The organism is Simplicispira sp. 125 (assembly GCF_003096555.1).
Taxonomy (GTDB): Bacteria; Pseudomonadota; Gammaproteobacteria; order Burkholderiales; family Burkholderiaceae_C; genus Simplicispira.
In genome coordinates this window covers 2,700,725-2,717,927 of record NZ_QEKM01000001.1, presented here as the reverse complement: position 1 = coordinate 2,717,927, position 17,203 = coordinate 2,700,725, and the positions used below count along the sequence as shown (strand labels likewise).

Sequence of the window (17,203 nt, the reverse complement as noted above, 5' to 3'; positions counted from 1 at the left end):
TGGCACTCTGAAAAGTCTGGGAGGCGCTGTGCAAGTCCCTACAATCGACTCCAACCGCGTCATTCAAGGCAGCCATGGTCCCGAACCTCATCACGGCCCTCACCGGGCCCATCAACGAGCTTGAACAGCGCATCATCGACTCCATGCCCGCCACAGAGCGCTGGTTCCGGCTGGAGTGGATGGAGCATACGCCGCCGTTCTACACCTCGGTGGACATCCGTAACGCCGGGTTCAAGCTGGCGCCGGTCGATACCAACCTGTTTCCCGGGGGCTGGAACCACCTGACGCCCGAGATGCTGCCTTTGGCAGTGCAGGCGGCCATGGCGGCTATCGAGAAGATCTGCCCCGAGGCACGCAACCTGCTGATCATTCCCGAGAACCACACGCGCAACAGCGTCTATTTGGAAAACCTGGTGCAGTTGCAGCGCATCTTCAATATGGCCGGTTTGAATGTGCGCGTGGGCTCCATCAGCCCCGAGGTCAAGAAGAACACCGTGATCGAGTTGCCCAGTGGCGAGTCCATTACGCTCGAACCCGTGGTGCGCACCCGCGGGCGCCTGGAGCTCAAGAACTTCGACCCCTGCACCATCCTGCTCAATAACGACCTGTCGGCCGGTGCACCGGGCATTTTGGAAGACTTGCACGAACAATACCTGCTGCCACCGTTGCATGCGGGCTGGTCTGTGCGGCGCAAAAGCAACCACTTTCGCAGCTATGAAGAGGTGTCCAAACGCTTTGGCAAACTGCTGGGTATCGATCCGTGGCTCATCAACCCGATGTTTGCCAAATGTGGAGAGGTCGATTTCGCAGCCGATACCGGGATGGAAGGGTTGCAGGCCCAGGTGGACGCGCTGCTCGGCAAGATCCGGCGCAAGTACAAGGAATACGGCATCCACGAAAAACCGTTTGTGGTGGTCAAGGCTGATAACGGCACCCATGGCATGGGCGTGATGACGGTGCACGATGCCAAGGAGCTGCAAGCGCTCAACCCCAAAGCCAAGAACATGGTGGCGGTGATCAAGGACGGGCAGCCCGTGCATGACGTCATCGTTCAGGAAGGCGTGCTGACCCAGGAGCGCATGCACGACGCCGTGGCCGAGCCCGTGGTTTACATGATGGACCGTTACGTGGTGGGGGGCTTCTACCGTGTGCACGCTGACCGGGGCGTGGACGAGAACCTCAACGCGCCAGGCGCCGATTTTGTGCCGCTGGCGTTTGACCACAGCAATCACCTGCCGCAGCGCGGTGTACGCCCCGGGGCCAGTGCGCCCAACCGCTTCTATATGTATGGTGTGGTGGCGCGCCTGGCCATGCTGGCCGCAAGCTACGAGCTGGAAGCAACCAACCCGGACGCCGAAATTTACGACTGAGCGGGGCGGTCGCGTTCAGTTGTTGCGACGCAACAAATTGTAATTTTGCGGGGTGAATGGTTCCGCACACACCGGAGGGGCGGGGCCTGGGAGCGCAGAATAAGCCCTCTCAGGTTCATGGAACCCTGTCCGCCCGGCAGGCAGGGGAAATCAGTGCAGCACACAAAATCTTCTGCGGCAGCGCTCACTCTGGCTGCCATCGGTGTCGTCTATGGCGATATCGGCACCAGTGTGCTGTATGCACTCAAAGAGGTCTTTGCCTCAGGCCACGTGCCTTTCACGCAGGCCAACATCTACGGCATTCTGTCGATCCTGTTCTGGACGTTGACCGTCATCGTGTCCATCAAGTACGTGGTACTGGTGCTGCGGGCCGACAACAATGGCGAGGGCGGGCTGGTGGCCATGCTGGCGCTGGCGTCGCAGGCGGTGAAGGACAAGCCCCGCCTGCGCAGTGCCCTGCTGGCCATGGGTATTTTTGGCACTTCGCTGTTCTATGGTGATGGCGTCATCACCCCGGCCATCTCGGTTTTGTCGGCGGTGGAAGGGCTGGAGGTGGTTTCCCCGCATTTCACCCAGTTCGTTCTGCCTCTGACACTGCTGGTGCTGTTCTGCCTTTTTGTGGTGCAAAAGCGGGGTACGGGCGGTATTGGCCGTTTTTTCGGGCCGATCACGCTGGTGTGGATGCTGTGCATTTCGGCTCTGGGGGTCTCGCACATCATTGGCCACCCCGAAATCCTGTGGGCGCTGAGCCCTCACCATGCAATAGGTTTCATTTTCTACAACCCGGGAACGAGTTTCATCATCCTTGGGGCCGTGGTACTGTGTGTGACGGGCGCCGAGGCCTTGTATGCCGACCTGGGCCATTTCGGAAAAAAACCCATCCGCATGGCCTGGTTCGCCGTGGTGATGCCTTCTCTCACGCTCAATTACTTTGGCCAGGGTGCGCTGCTGCTGGCCAACCCCGAAGCGGTGAAGAACCCGTTCTACATGATGGCCCCGGACTGGGCGCTGGTGCCGCTGGTGGTATTGGCCACCATGGCGACGGTGATTGCCTCGCAGGCCCTGATTACCGGTGCCTTCAGTGTGACCAAACAAGTGATCCAGCTGGGTTATCTGCCACGTCTGAACGTGCAGCACACCAGCGTGCGCGATACCGGGCAAATCTACATACCGTTTGTCAACTGGGGCTTGTTTGTCGCCATCGTGCTGGCCGTGGTGATGTTCCGCTCGTCCAGTAATCTGGCAGCCGCCTATGGCATCGCCGTCACGCTGGACATGCTGATCACCACCGTGCTGACCTTCTTCGTGCTGCGCTATCGCTGGAACTATCCGCTGGCGCTGTGTGTGGCCGCCACGGGTTGCTTTTTTATCGTCGATCTCGCGTTTTTCAGCTCCAACCTGCTCAAATTGTTCCAGGGCGGGTGGTTCCCGCTGCTGATTGGCGGCGCGGTCTTCACATTGATGATGACCTGGAAGCGGGGCCGTTATCTGCTGAACGACAAATTGCGCTCCGACGCGATCGATCTGGTCAGCTTTCTCGATTCGGTTTTCATCAGCCCGCCGACGCGGGTCGACGGAACCGCTGTGTTCCTGAGCTCCGAGCATGGTGCGGTGCCCAATGCCCTGTTGCACAACCTCAAGCACAACAAGGTACTGCACCGCCAGAACCTGTTTGTGACGGTGCAAAACCATGAGGTTCCCTGGATCGGGCTGGATAAGCGCCTGCAGGTCGAATCGTTGGGGCACGACTGCTGGCAAGTGGTGATCCATTACGGTTTCAAGAACGACCCCGATGTGCCGCGCGCCCTGCAACTGCTGCGTGGGCGCGGCTGCGAAGTCGAGCCCATGACCACCAGCTATTTCCTTTCGCGCGATACGGTCATCCCGTCGATTGGCGGCGGCATGGCGCCATGGCGCGAAAAGCTGTTTGCCCAGATGCACCGCAACGCCAGCGCGGCGGCAGACTTTCTGAACCTGCCCAACAACGCAGTGGTCGAGCTAGGCTCCAAGATCGAGCTGTGAGGCACGCTGCGGGGGGGCTTTCACCTCTTTTGAAGTGTTTTTAGCCTCTTTCGCTTTACCCGTAAGCGCTATCAGCTATTATTTAAATAGCAATTTTGTGCAAGAGAGTGCTGCGTTGTGCAGCTTTGCCGCTGGCACGAGTAACCGGATGCTGCCCATGCGATTTTTCAAAGATCTGAGTCTGTCGGCCTTCACTGCCGGATTCGTAGCCGTGCTGGTGGGGTTCACCAGTTCGGTCGCCATCGTTTTCCAGGCAGCGCAGGCCTTCCACGCCACACCGGCGCAGGTCACTTCCTGGATGTGGGCCCTGGGTTTGGGCATGGGCTTGTGTTCACTGGTGCCCTCGCTGTGGCTGCGTAAGCCCGTCATGGTGGCTTGGTCCACGCCGGGCGCCGCCGTCCTGGCCACTGCGGGCATGGCTGGGGGCTTCAGCATGGCCGAGGCGATCGGTGCTTTCATGGTTTGCGCGGCGCTCATTACGGTGGCGGGCGTCACGGGCTGGTTCGAGCGCATCATGGGCCGCATCCCCATGGAAATCGCATCCGCCCTGTTGGCGGGGGTATTGGCGCGGTTTGGTCTGCAGGCTTTTGCTGCCGCGCAAACAGCCTTGCCGCTGATTTTGGTGATGCTGGCCAGCTATTTGGTCACGCGCCGACTGTTGCCTCGTTATGCCGTGGTCGTCACTTTGGCCGTTGCTATTGCCTACGCGGCTTTGCAAGGCCAGATGGCCTGGTCGGCAGTTGCGTTCGAACTGGCCATGCCCCAATTCACTACGCCGCAGTTCACCTGGGGCGCGCTGGTCAGCCTGGCCTTGCCCCTGTTTGTAGTCACCATGGCGTCCCAGAATCTGCCCGGGGTGGCGGTCATGCGCGCCACAGGTTACGACATGCCGGTCTCAGGTTTGATCACCCTGACAGGCTTGGCGACGCTGGTGCTGGCACCCTTCGGTGCATTCGCTCTCAATTTCAGCGCCATCACGGCCGCCATCTGCATGGGCCCCGAAGCCGATGAAGACCCAAACCGGCGCTACACCGCAGCAGTCTCCTGCGGAGCGCTGTATGTTCTGATTGGTATTTTTGGTGCTGTGGTCACGGGCTTGCTGACGGCGTTTCCCAAGGAACTGGTGATTGGCATCGCCGGGCTCGCGCTGCTGGGCACCATCGGCAACGGCCTGGCTGTCGCCTTGCGCGACGAGGGGCACCGCGAAGCAGCCCTGATTACGTTTCTGGTCACCCTCAGTGGTGTAGTGATCGGAGGCATTGGATCGGCCTTCTGGGGCGTGGTGGCCGGCAGCGTTGCGCTGTTTGTGCAACAGTACGCACGACGCGGCACGGCATCCTGGTAACGCAGGGGCTGGGGCCCAACGCTCAAATCGTCATTTCCAAAGCCACACCATGCAACTGCTTTTCATTGCCGACCCACTCGAAGTCTTTAAAACCTACAAGGACACCACCTTCGCAATGATGCGCGAGGCCGAGCGCCGAGGGCACACGCTTGCGGCCTGCCAGCCGCAAGATGTCATGTGGGAGCGTGGTCGGCCCGTAATGGCCCAGGTGCGCGACATTGCGCTGACCGGACACGCCGAAGACTGGTTTCGTGTGCGCACGGAACGAGCGGTGGCCCTGGCAGATTTTGACGCTGTGCTCATGCGCAAGGACCCGCCCTTCGACAGCGAGTATTTCTATGCCACGCACCTGCTCGAGCAGGCTGAGCGCGATGGCGCACGGGTGTTCAACAAGCCGCGCGCCCTGCGCGACCACCCAGAAAAGCTGGCCATCATGGAGTTCCCGCAATTCATTGGCCCTACGCTGGTGACGCGCGATGCGCGCGACATCCAGCGCTTCCATGCAGAACACCGCGACATCATCCTCAAACCACTCGATGGCATGGGGGGCATGGGCATCTTTCGCGTAGGGCCGGATGGCATGAACCTGGGCAGCATCACGGAAACCCTGAACCGAGGTGGAACACAAAGCCTGATGGTGCAGAAGTTCCTCCCCGAAATCGTCGAGGGCGATAAGCGAGTACTCATCATTGGTGGTCGCCCCGTGCCGTTTTGCCTTGCGCGTATTCCCCAGGGCAGCGAAGTGCGTGGCAACCTGGCCACCGGCGGAAAGGGTGTGGCACGGCCGCTATCAGAGCGCGACTTTGAAATTGCCCACGCATTGGGCCCCATCTTGCAGGATCGTGGATTGCTCCTGGCCGGCGTGGATGTGATTGGTGACTATGTCACGGAAATCAATGTCACCAGCCCGACCTGCTTTCAGGAGATACAGCAGCAAACAGGCTGCGACGTAGCCTCCTTGTTCATCGATGCCCTGGAAGAAGCGACGAACAAGGAATAAAAGCGAAACTTGAGCCGAGGAGCCGAAATACTGTGCTACAGTCGAGGGCTTCGCTGCACAGAGGTTCTTCCTAGGAAGAGCGACTGAGCCGATGTGGTCTGGGGGTTGAAGAGCCTGGGCTGAGATTGTTGAGAGGGGCGGATAAAAAATCTTCGGTTTTGCGTGGTGGGGAGTAAAAACCCGGTATACAATGCAAGGCTTCGCTGAACGGAAGTGCTGCTTGCGGTGCTGATGGGAAGTGAAAAGATGCAGGGGGTTGAAAGACCCCTTGTGTTGACAGGAAATAAAAAAACCTGTTATAATTTGAGGCTCTGCTGATCGCGGCGGAGTTGGCAAAAACAAAGATGCAAATCTGGTTTTTGCGGGAACATTAAAAATATACAGCCGATAAGCGTGGGCGTTTGAAGCGAATTGCGAAGTTCTTTTGGAACTGAAGTCGCAAGACTTTAAACGCTCATGGAGATAGAAGTGAAGTTCACTTCAATTCCGTTTTTATGAGTGAAGTCGGAAGACTTTAAATTTATCAAGATCGAACTGTAGAGTTTGATCCTGGCTCAGATTGAACGCTGGCGGCATGCCTTACACATGCAAGTCGAACGGTAACAGCACTTTGGTGGCTGACGAGTGGCGGACGGGTGAGTAATACATCGGAACGTGCCCGATCGTGGGGGATAACTACTCGAAAGAGTGGCTAATACCGCATACGATCTACGGATGAAAGCGGGGGATCGCAAGACCTCGCGCGGACGGAGCGGCCGATGGCAGATTAGGTAGTTGGTGGGATAAAAGCTTACCAAGCCGACGATCTGTAGCTGGTCTGAGAGGACGACCAGCCACACTGGGACTGAGACACGGCCCAGACTCCTACGGGAGGCAGCAGTGGGGAATTTTGGACAATGGGGGAAACCCTGATCCAGCCATGCCGCGTGCAGGATGAAGGCCTTCGGGTTGTAAACTGCTTTTGTACGGAACGAAAAGACTCTTTCTAATACAGAGGGTCCATGACGGTACCGTAAGAATAAGCACCGGCTAACTACGTGCCAGCAGCCGCGGTAATACGTAGGGTGCAAGCGTTAATCGGAATTACTGGGCGTAAAGCGTGCGCAGGCGGTTATATAAGACAGATGTGAAATCCCCGGGCTCAACCTGGGAACTGCATTAGTGACTGTATAGCTGGAGTGCGGCAGAGGGGGATGGAATTCCGCGTGTAGCAGTGAAATGCGTAGATATGCGGAGGAACACCGATGGCGAAGGCAATCCCCTGGGCCTGCACTGACGCTCATGCACGAAAGCGTGGGGAGCAAACAGGATTAGATACCCTGGTAGTCCACGCCCTAAACGATGTCAACTGGTTGTTGGGAATTTACTTTCTCAGTAACGAAGCTAACGCGTGAAGTTGACCGCCTGGGGAGTACGGCCGCAAGGTTAAAACTCAAAGGAATTGACGGGGACCCGCACAAGCGGTGGATGATGTGGTTTAATTCGATGCAACGCGAAAAACCTTACCCACCTTTGACATGTATGGAAGATCGCAGAGACGCGATTGTGCTTGAAAGAGAGCCATAACACAGGTGCTGCATGGCTGTCGTCAGCTCGTGTCGTGAGATGTTGGGTTAAGTCCCGCAACGAGCGCAACCCTTGCCATTAGTTGCTACATTTAGTTGGGCACTCTAATGGGACTGCCGGTGACAAACCGGAGGAAGGTGGGGATGACGTCAAGTCCTCATGGCCCTTATAGGTGGGGCTACACACGTCATACAATGGCTGGTACAAAGGGTTGCCAACCCGCGAGGGGGAGCTAATCCCATAAAGCCAGTCGTAGTCCGGATCGTAGTCTGCAACTCGACTACGTGAAGTCGGAATCGCTAGTAATCGTGGATCAGAATGTCACGGTGAATACGTTCCCGGGTCTTGTACACACCGCCCGTCACACCATGGGAGCGGGTCTCGCCAGAAGTAGTTAGCCTAACCGCAAGGAGGGCGATTACCACGGCGGGGTTCGTGACTGGGGTGAAGTCGTAACAAGGTAGCCGTATCGGAAGGTGCGGCTGGATCACCTCCTTTCTGGAAAACTGCAGTTCTAATTGAACGCCCACACTTATCGGTTGTTGGAAAAAGTCGCTGCAAGCGCATATGTGAAAGCATGTGAGTGAGTAGAGGCAGGCCTGGGTCTGTAGCTCAGTTGGTTAGAGCACCGTCTTGATAAGGCGGGGGTCGGTGGTTCGAGACCACCCAGACCCACCAAGTGCTGCGGGCGACACGTGAGAAGACAATGCGGTTCCTGGGGGATTAGCTCAGCTGGGAGAGCACCTGCTTTGCAAGCAGGGGGTCGTCGGTTCGATCCCGTCATCCTCCACCAACATCCAAAGTTGCACAAGGCAGTGCAGCAAATCAACACCAAAGCAGCTTTGCAAAAGGCTGTTTTGTTGTTGATCGAGATAGTTCGATCAATCGGCTGTTCTTTAAAAATTCATAGAGTCGAATCAGCGTTGCTGATGGAAAGCATCGAAAGATGCACCGTGCCATCAGCAACATGAAATTTGATTGCGTCAACACGAATGAAACTTTGTTTTATTCAAGTAATGACGAATTGTTCTCTAGGTAGCAATACCGAAGAAACATTCATATTACGGCATAACGCGCAAGGTGAAAGACCTTGCAAGTCCTTGAAAAATTAGATGGAGATGTTTCGCAAGAGACGTCAAAGTTATAGGGTCAAGTGACTAAGAGCATGTGGTGGATGCCTTGGCGATGATAGGCGACGAAAGACGTGATAGCCTGCGAAAAGCTTCGGGGAGCTGGCAAATAAGCTTTGATCCGGAGATATCTGAATGGGGAAACCCACCCTTAGGGGTATCGCAACCTGAATACATAGGGTTGCGAGGCGAACCGGGTGAACTGAAACATCTCAGTAGCTCGAGGAAAAGACATCAACCGAGATTCCGAAAGTAGTGGCGAGCGAAATCGGAGAAGCCGTGCAGTGATAGCACGACGGTTAGCAAAATGGGATGGAAAGCCCAGCCATAGCAGGTGATAGCCCTGTATGCGAAAACCGACGTGTGGTACTAGGCTGCAGACAAGTAGGGCGGGGCACGAGAAACCCTGTCTGAATATGGGGGGACCATCCTCCAAGGCTAAATACTCATCATCGACCGATAGTGAACCAGTACCGTGAGGGAAAGGCGAAAAGAACCCCGGGAGGGGAGTGAAATAGATCCTGAAACCGCATGCTTACAAAAAGTAGGAGCCTCGAAAGGGGTGACTGCGTACCTTTTGTATAATGGGTCAGCGACTTACATTCAGTGGCAAGGTTAACCGAATAGGGAAGCCGTAGAGAAATCGAGTCCGAATAGGGCGAACATAGTCGCTGGGTGTAGACCCGAAACCAAGTGATCTATCCATGGCCAGGATGAAGGTGCCGTAACAGGTACTGGAGGTCCGAACCGACTAATGTTGCAAAATTAGCGGATGAGCTGTGGATAGGGGCGAAAGGCTAAACAAACTTGGAAATAGCTGGTTCTCTCCGAAAACTATTTAGGTAGTGCCTCAAGTATTACCGTCGGGGGTAGAGCACTGTTTAGGCTAGGGGGTCATGGCGACTTACCAAACCTATGCAAACTCCGAATACCGACGAGTACAGCTTGGGAGACAGAGCACCGGGTGCTAACGTCCGGACTCAAGAGGGAAACAACCCAGACCGCCAGCTAAGGTCCCTAAAATTGGCTAAGTGGGAAACGAAGTGGGAAGGCTAAAACAGTCAGGATGTTGGCTTAGAAGCAGCCATCATTTAAAGAAAGCGTAATAGCTCACTGATCGAGTCGTCCTGCGCGGAAGATGTAACGGGGCTAAGCCAGTTACCGAAGCTGCGGATGTGCAATTTATTGCACGTGGTAGGAGAGCGTTCTGTAAGCCTGTGAAGGTGCCTGGTAATGGGTGCTGGAGGTATCAGAAGTGCGAATGCTGACATGAGTAGCGTTAAAGGGGGTGAAAAGCCCCCTCGCCGTAAGCGCAAGGTTTTCTACGCAACGTTCATCGGCGTAGAGTGAGTCGGCCCCTAAGGCGAGGCAGAGATGCGTAGCTGATGGGAAACAGGTCAATATTCCTGTACCGATCAATAGTGCGATGTGGGGACGGAGAAGGTTAGCTCAGCCAACTGTTGGATATGTTGGTTCAAGCCTGTAGTCGTGCCCGGTAGGCAAATCCGCCGGGCTTAGATGAGGGGTGATAACGAGTCTGCTTGCAGACGAAGTGAGTGATACCCTGCTTCCAGGAAAAGCCACTAAGCTTCAGCTATTGACGACCGTACCGCAAACCGACACTGGTGCGCGAGATGAGTATTCTAAGGCGCTTGAGAGAACTCAGGAGAAGGAACTCGGCAAATTGATACCGTAACTTCGGGAGAAGGTATGCCCCAAGTAGGTGAACCTGTACAAGGCGAGCCCAAAGGGGTTGCAAAAAATCGGTGGCTGCGACTGTTTACTAAAAACACAGCACTCTGCAAACACGAAAGTGGACGTATAGGGTGTGACGCCTGCCCGGTGCTGGAAGATTAAATGATGGGGTGCAAGCTCTTGATTGAAGTCCCAGTAAACGGCGGCCGTAACTATAACGGTCCTAAGGTAGCGAAATTCCTTGTCGGGTAAGTTCCGACCTGCACGAATGGCGTAACGATGGCCACACTGTCTCCTCCTGAGACTCAGCGAAGTTGAAATGTTTGTGATGATGCAATCTCCCCGCGGAAAGACGGAAAGACCCCATGAACCTTTACTGTAGCTTTGTATTGGACTTTGAACGGATCTGTGTAGGATAGGTGGGAGGCTTTGAAGCCAGGACGCTAGTTCTGGTGGAGCCAACGTTGAAATACCACCCTGGTGCGTTTGAGGTTCTAACCTAGATCCATTATCTGGATCGGGGACAGTGCATGGTAGGCAGTTTGACTGGGGCGGTCTCCTCCCAAAGCGTAACGGAGGAGTTCGAAGGTACGCTAGTTACGGTCGGACATCGTGACGATAGTGCAATGGCATAAGCGTGCTTAACTGCGAGACTGACAAGTCGAGCAGATGCGAAAGCAGGACATAGTGATCCGGTGGTTCTGTATGGAAGGGCCATCGCTCAACGGATAAAAGGTACTCTGGGGATAACAGGCTGATACCGCCCAAGAGTTCATATCGACGGCGGTGTTTGGCACCTCGATGTCGGCTCATCTCATCCTGGGGCTGTAGCCGGTCCCAAGGGTATGGCTGTTCGCCATTTAAAGAGGTACGTGAGCTGGGTTTAAAACGTCGTGAGACAGTTTGGTCCCTATCTTCCGTGGGCGCTGCAGATTTGAGGAAGCCTGCTCCTAGTACGAGAGGACCGGAGTGGACACACCTCTGGTGTACCGGTTGTCACGCCAGTGGCATCGCCGGGTAGCTAAGTGTGGAAGAGATAACCGCTGAAAGCATCTAAGCGGGAAACTCGTTTCAAGATGAGATCTGCCGGGGGCTTGACCCCCCTAAAGAGTCGTTCTAGACCAGGACGTTGATAGGCTGGGTGTGGAAGTGCAGCAATGCATTAAGCTAACCAGTACTAATTGCTCGTGCGGCTTGACCCTATAACTTTGATCTCTCCAGATCAGGGATGTTATGCCAAGTTGTCGCAATCAAAATATAAGCTGATTCCAAACTCTATGAATTCGCCAGGCAGTCCTCAAAAACTGCCCAGCACCAAGTTATGCCTGATGACCATAGCAAGTTGGTACCACTCCTTCCCATCCCGAACAGGACCGTGAAACGACTTTGCGCCGATGATAGTGCGGGTTCCCGTGTGAAAGTAGGTCATCGTCAGGCTCTTACAGCGCAGCAACGCCCCTCTCAGCAATGAGCGGGGCGTTCCTGTTTCTGGGACTGGATATCGAAAGAACCCTTAGTCTGAAGCGCAGTTTTTAAAAAATTGCATTACGGCGCTTGCGGGCGGGATATTTCTGGATGGAAGACAGCGCCATCCACAAATACCTTGAGTTCTTGGTGCCCAAAGGCGGTCCAGGGCTCGTCCCGTGTCAGCGGGGCAGTCACAATGACGGCAACCTTGTCGCTCGGTGAGGTCTGCGTAGAGAAATCCACATGCAAATCTTCGTCGGCTAGTTGGGCGCTGGCAAAGGGATGGCGACGCTCGATAAAGTACAGATTGGAGGAGGCGTGCGCCCAGAGAGCTTGGCCGTTGGAGAGCAGGAAGTTGAAAGTACCATGGGGTGCAATGCGCGACGCCAGCTCACGGAGTGTGAGTGTGAGTTCGCTGATACTGGGCACCTGGGCATGGGACTTGGCCAGTTCCTGCATGATCCAGCAAAATGCATGCTCGCTGTCGGTAGCACCCACTGGGTGAAAGCTGCCATGTAGCAGGGGACGAAAGTCCTTCAAGTCGCCGTTGTGCGCAAAAACCCAATACCGTCCCCACAGTTCCCGCACAAAAGGATGGCAGTTTTGCAGTGCGACGGCGCCTTGGGTCGCTTTGCGAATGTGTGCAATCACATTGCAGCTCTGGATTGGATAGCGTCGAATGAGGTCTGCGACCGGTGAATCGAGCGCACGTTGGTGATCCACAAAGTGACGCACACCTTTGTCTTCAAAAAATGCGATGCCCCAGCCGTCGCTATGGTCGCCGGTATGTCCGGCCCGTTGCGCAAAACCCGTGAAGCTGAAGGTCACGTCCGTGGGCGTGTTGCAGTTCATTCCCAAAAGCTGGCACATATAACTTGCGGGCGACGAGCGCTTTGGATAGAAAATTATTGAACGGAGGAGGTTGCTGGAGGTGTCTCGCGCAGTTGCCAAGCCGCCACCAGCGCAAGCAGGCACAGGCCGGCGAGCATCAGGAAGGTTTCGCCAAACGCTGTGACGCGCGCAGGGCTGCTGGCGGCTACGGAAAGTGCGTCGCCGTGGGCTGCGATACGCCACTCCAGCACAATACCGCAGAGGCTGACGCCGGCCGCGCCGCCGAGCATACGCACAAAGCCGATGGCGCTCGATGCCTGAGAGATCAGAGGCTTGGGCAGGGGGCGCATGGCGCCCAGGTTGAGTGAAGGCAGGATGAAGCCAAGACCGACACGCCCCAGGATGGAAAACAGCACCAGCATCCACATCGCTGATTGCAGGCCAACCAGTAGCATGAGCGCAAAAGAAAGTGCTAGCAAGGCCAGCCCGATACTGACCAGCATTTGGGTAGATTGCCGGTCGGCCAGGCGTCCGACGATGGGGATGGTGATGGCCAGCACAATACCGGCGGGCAGCATGATGGTGCCCACCAGCGAGGCCGACATTTGCAAGCCTAACTGCATGAAGACTGGCAGCAGATAGGTTGAACCGAAAAGCGCCGTCCCATAGATGAACGCCACTACGCTGCCCATGGCGAAGGAGCGGTAGCCAAATACGCGCAAATCCATCAAGGGATGTCGGCCGGTGTTCGCCTGACGGCGCTGCCACCAGATGAACAGCACCAGGGAAAACACTGCGCCCAGCAGCAGGCCAAGGGCCTCGGCAAGTGGACCACTGTGCAGGGAAACCAGACCATTGAGCAGGCACAACGTGCCCAGAGTGCCAAGCGCCATGCCGCGCCAGTCGAGCGAAGCACTTTTTGGGTCTGCGCTCACGCCGCCAGGCGCATTCACCGGCACATATTTCCAGGCCAATGCGATCGATGCGATACAGAACGGCACCACCATAAAAAAGATGGACCGCCAGCCAAACCAGTCCACCAACAGGCCACCGATGCTGGGCCCTATAGCTGGCGCCAGCACCACTCCCATCCCAAAAAAACCGCTTGCCCGACCTTGCTCATGCGGTTGAAACGCATGCAGGATGATGACAGCCGGAATCGGTTGCACAATGCCCGCCGCCAGCCCTTCGGCCACGCGGGCGACCATGACCAGGCTGAAGTGGTGGGCCAGCCCGCCTGCCATGCCGCCCAGCAGCAACAGCACCATGGCCGAGATGTAGGTGTGCCGATAGCCATAGCGGGACAGGAGCCATGGTGTAGTGAGCATGGACGCCGTAGTGGCGACCATGAAGCCAGAACTCACCCACTGCGCGCGGGCCTGGCCCAAGACAAAGTGGTGGCTGATGTCGGGAATCGCTACGTTGACGATGGTCGACGACATGATCGACGCCATCGTGCCGACCATGACGGACAGCAGCAGCAGCCAGCGATAGTGCTCGCCATGGCGCTCACGCAGCACGGCCGCGGAATCGGTGCTGCGCATGGGGATTTTGCCTAGCTGCGTTCCAGCCAGAGCTTGCCGCCGGTGGCCCAGTTTTCACGCTTCACATCGGTGATGAGAATGTCGACAGACTCTGGAGATCCACCCAAAACTTCGACAGAAACACGGGTGATCTCTTCCACCAGCTTGCGTTTTTGCTCAATGGTGCGGCCTTCCATCATCTCGATATGGTACGTGGGCATGGGGCGTAATCCTCGTGTAAAAAATGCATCATAAAGGCGCAGTTGTCGCAGCGCCCGGTGGTACTTGCAAACCCCGACCGCAGGATGGGCAGATGCAGCGTTGGCCGCGCTCCTGCAGCGCCAGGGATGCCAGTGCCATGGGCGTGATCACGCCGTGCATACACCAGCATTCATCTGCGGGCTGGCCTTGCGCCATGGCGCATTGGTTGGGTTGGCCGCACAAAGGGCATTGGGCGGCAGAAGGGGCTTGCGGTTGCGGCATGACCTTCAGTGTAGGGCGCAGGTACCGAGAAGGCACAACGGCGCCCGAAGGCGCCGTTTGTTTTCTATAAAAATAGCCTCCAGCGCTTTACTGTCAAGCGTTAGAAGCTATCAACATGATAGTTCGTGAGGCTCAGGATGCCGCCTTGACCTTCAGACGCCAAGCGTGCAGCAGGGGCTCGGTGTAGCCGCTGGGCTGCTCCAGGCCCTTGAAAACGAGTTCGCACGCGGCCTTGTAAGCCATGCTGGTCTCGAAGTTGCCCGCCATGCGTTGGTACAGCGGGTCGCTGCCATTTTGCTGGTCCACCACGGCGGCCATGCGCTGGAAGGTCGCCTGGATGCGGCCTTCGCTCACCACACCATGCAAAAGCCAGTTGGCCATGTGCTGGCTGCTGATACGCAGCGTGGCGCGGTCTTCCATGAGGCCGACGTTGTGGATGTCGGGCACCTTGGAGCAGCCTACGCCCTGGTCCACCCAGCGCACCACGTAACCCAGAATGCCTTGCGCATTGTTGTCGAGCTCCTGCTGGATTTCGGCGTCGCTCCAGTTCGGGCTGGCGGTAACGGGGATGGTGAGCAGGCCGGTCAACAGGTCGTCGCGCACGGCGTTGAAGTCGGTTTTTTCCAGCTCCATCTGGATGTCGCTGACGTTGACCTGGTGGTAGTGCAGGGCATGCAACGTTGCGCCAGTGGGGCTGGGCACCCAGGCAGTGTTGGCGCCAGCTTTGGGGTGGGCGATTTTCTGCTTGAGCATTTCGGCCATCAGGTCGGGCATGGCCCACATGCCCTTGCCGATTTGCGCCTTGCCGCGCAGGCCGCACGAGAGGCCGACCAGCACGTTGTTCTTCTCGTAGGCGGCAATCCAGGCGCTGGTCTTCATGTCGCCCTTGCGGATCATCGGGCCCGCGTGCATGGCGGTGTGCATTTCGTCGCCTGTGCGGTCGAGGAAACCCGTGTTGATGAACGCCACACGGCTCAGTGCGGCAGCAATGCAGGCCTTGAGGTTGACGGAGGTGCGGCGCTCCTCGTCCATGATGCCCAGCTTGACCGTGCTGTCTGGCAAGCCCAGCAGCTTTTCGACGCGGCCGAACAGCTCGGCGGCAAAGCCCACTTCGGCCGGGCCGTGCATCTTGGGCTTGACGATGTAGACGCTGCCCTTGCGCGAGTTGCGGATGCCGTCCTTGCCATGGCCCTGCAGGTCGTGCAGCGCGATGGTCGTGGTGACCACGGCGTCCATGATGCCTTCGGGAATCTCGCGCTGAACGCCCTGCGCGTCGGTGTACAGGATGGCCGGATTGGTCATCAGGTGGCCCACGTTGCGCAGGAACATGAGCGAGCGGCCATGCAGGCGCACGGCCTCGGCGGCGCCATTGGGTGCGGTGTACAGACGGTCGGGGTTCAGGCCACGGGTAAAGGTCTTGCCGCCCTTGGCGACCTGTTCGGTCAGGGTCGCCTGGATGATGCCCAGCCAGTTGCGGTAACCCAGCACCTTGTCCTCGGCATCCACGGCGGCGACCGAATCCTCCAGATCAAGAATGGTGGACAGGGCCGCTTCCAGCACCACATCGCTGACGCCTGCTGCGTCAGATTTGCCAATGGGCGTGCTGCGGTTGATCTGGATGTCCAGGTGCAGGCCGTTGTGCTGCAGCAGTACCGATGTGGGCTGGGTAGCGTCGCCCTGGTAGCCCTTGAACTGTGCTGGGTCTTTCAGACCGGTGCTGCCGCCCGCCAGCGAGACCACCAACTGGCCATTCTCCACGCGGTAGCCGGTGGCGTCCTTGTGCGAGCCGCTGGCCAGGGGGGCCGACTGGTCGAGCACGTCACGCGCAAAGGCAATCACCTTGGCGCCACGCACGGGGTTATAGCCCTGGCCCTTTTCGGCGCCATCGGTCTCGGGAATGGCATCCGTGCCGTACAGCGCGTCGTACAGGCTGCCCCAGCGTGCGTTGGCGGCGTTCAGGGCGTAGCGGGCGTTCAGGATGGGCACCACCAGCTGTGGGCCGGCCTGCACGGCCAGTTCGTCATCTACGTTGGCCGTGGTGGTCTGCACGTTGGCAGGTTGAGGCACCAGGTAACCGATCTTCTCCAGGAAGCCACGGTAAGCCACCATGTCCTTGATGGGGCCGGGGTTGGCCTTGTGCCAGGTGTCCAGCTCAGTCTGCAGGCGGTCGCGCTCGGCCAGCAGGGCGAGGTTGCGCGGCGCCAGGTCGGTCACGATGGCGTCAAAGCCCTTCCAGAAAACTGCCTTGTCGATGCCGGTGCCGGGCAGAACCTGGTCTTCGATGAAGCGGAGCAGGGGAGTAGCCACTTGCAGGCCGTGGACGGTGGTGCGATCGGTCATGGAGAAAGCCTTCTTGAAAGAAATGAAAACAGCGGCCCGCGCGAGGCAAGGGCCATATCAACACTGTATTGCAAATATGAATAGGCATAAATAACCAAAAAAGCTCAAAACTAGTGACTTATTGGTAAGAGTGGAATGTGTCCGTACAGGCTGGAGATGCCGTGGCGATGGGCAGTTTTGTGGGCATTGGCTTTGCCGAATCCATTGCGGTGGAGCTGGCAGACGCCGATACCGCCATGCTGTGGTTTGCGCTTTGCCTGACGACGATTTCGGTATCTTTATTTTTCCAACCAACTTTTCACTCAGGACACTAGGCGTTTCTGAAGTCACAGCCGCGAATGCTATTGAATACATAGCTGTTAGCGCTTATTGAATAAGCGCTAGAGGCTAATTTGAGCCATATCTCTTAAGCCTTGCACATGATGTGCGCA

At 57.2% G+C, this 17,203-nt stretch carries 10 protein-coding genes, 2 tRNA genes and 3 rRNA genes; 10 read left to right on the top strand and 5 right to left on the bottom strand.

Translation table 11 applies throughout. The features are described 5' to 3' along the window. Positions 1-74: 74 nt before the first annotated feature. From gshA to rrf, 9 genes are all read left to right on the top strand, one after another. Positions 75-1,370, top strand: coding sequence for a glutamate--cysteine ligase (gene gshA / locus C8D04_RS12705; RefSeq protein ID WP_116005181.1), 1,296 nt, complete (start codon positions 75-77; stop codon positions 1,368-1,370). 153 nt (positions 1,371-1,523) lie between these two features. Beyond that, the gene (locus C8D04_RS12700; RefSeq protein ID WP_116005180.1) at positions 1,524-3,392 is read left to right on the top strand and encodes a potassium transporter Kup; all 1,869 of its coding nucleotides are present in this window, start codon (positions 1,524-1,526) and stop codon (positions 3,390-3,392) included. 157 nt (positions 3,393-3,549) lie between these two features. Beyond that, positions 3,550-4,737, top strand: a complete 1,188-nt coding sequence (locus C8D04_RS12695; protein WP_116006175.1) for a benzoate/H(+) symporter BenE family transporter — start codon at positions 3,550-3,552, stop codon at positions 4,735-4,737. Positions 4,738-4,786: 49 nt separating this feature from the next. Beyond that, a complete protein-coding gene (gshB, locus tag C8D04_RS12690) occupies positions 4,787-5,737 on the top strand; it encodes a glutathione synthase (protein ID WP_116005179.1) in 951 nt (316 codons plus the stop codon). A 531-nt stretch (positions 5,738-6,268) separates the two neighbouring features. Further along, positions 6,269-7,801: ribosomal RNA gene (locus C8D04_RS12685) — 16S ribosomal RNA — on the top strand. A 103-nt stretch (positions 7,802-7,904) separates the two neighbouring features. After that, positions 7,905-7,981: transfer RNA gene (locus C8D04_RS12680), tRNA-Ile, on the top strand. Between the two features lie 39 nt (positions 7,982-8,020). After that, positions 8,021-8,096 (top strand) — tRNA-Ala (locus tag C8D04_RS12675). A gap of 354 nt (positions 8,097-8,450) precedes the next feature. After that, positions 8,451-11,330 (top strand): 23S ribosomal RNA (locus C8D04_RS12670). A gap of 122 nt (positions 11,331-11,452) precedes the next feature. Further along, positions 11,453-11,565: ribosomal RNA gene (gene rrf, locus C8D04_RS12665) — 5S ribosomal RNA — on the top strand. The 16S, 23S and 5S rRNA genes sit together here with 2 tRNA genes alongside, the layout of an rRNA operon. Before the next feature lie 108 nt (positions 11,566-11,673). Here rrf and C8D04_RS12660 read toward each other — a convergent pair. The 5 genes from C8D04_RS12660 to C8D04_RS12640 form a co-directional block, all read right to left on the bottom strand. Beyond that, on the bottom strand, positions 11,674-12,465 hold the full coding sequence (locus tag C8D04_RS12660; protein ID WP_116005178.1) for a class II glutamine amidotransferase: 792 nt from the start codon (positions 12,463-12,465) through the stop codon (positions 11,674-11,676). Between the two features lie 35 nt (positions 12,466-12,500). Then, positions 12,501-13,970, bottom strand: a complete 1,470-nt coding sequence (locus C8D04_RS12655; protein ID WP_116005177.1) for a DHA2 family efflux MFS transporter permease subunit — start codon at positions 13,968-13,970, stop codon at positions 12,501-12,503. Positions 13,971-13,981: 11 nt separating this feature from the next. Then, on the bottom strand, positions 13,982-14,170 hold the full coding sequence (locus C8D04_RS12650; protein ID WP_116005176.1) for a 4-oxalocrotonate tautomerase: 189 nt from the start codon (positions 14,168-14,170) through the stop codon (positions 13,982-13,984). A 28-nt stretch (positions 14,171-14,198) separates the two neighbouring features. After that, a complete protein-coding gene (locus C8D04_RS12645) occupies positions 14,199-14,366 on the bottom strand; it encodes a cysteine-rich CWC family protein (protein ID WP_233521259.1) in 168 nt (55 codons plus the stop codon). A gap of 198 nt (positions 14,367-14,564) precedes the next feature. Beyond that, positions 14,565-16,772, bottom strand: a complete 2,208-nt coding sequence (locus C8D04_RS12640; protein WP_116005174.1) for a malate synthase G — start codon at positions 16,770-16,772, stop codon at positions 14,565-14,567. A gap of 161 nt (positions 16,773-16,933) precedes the next feature. Here C8D04_RS12640 and C8D04_RS18715 point away from each other — a divergent pair, with 161 nt between their 5' ends. Next, complete coding sequence (locus C8D04_RS18715) at positions 16,934-17,086, top strand: hypothetical protein (RefSeq protein ID WP_158550310.1); 153 nt, start codon at positions 16,934-16,936, stop codon at positions 17,084-17,086. Positions 17,087-17,203: the final 117 nt, after the last annotated feature.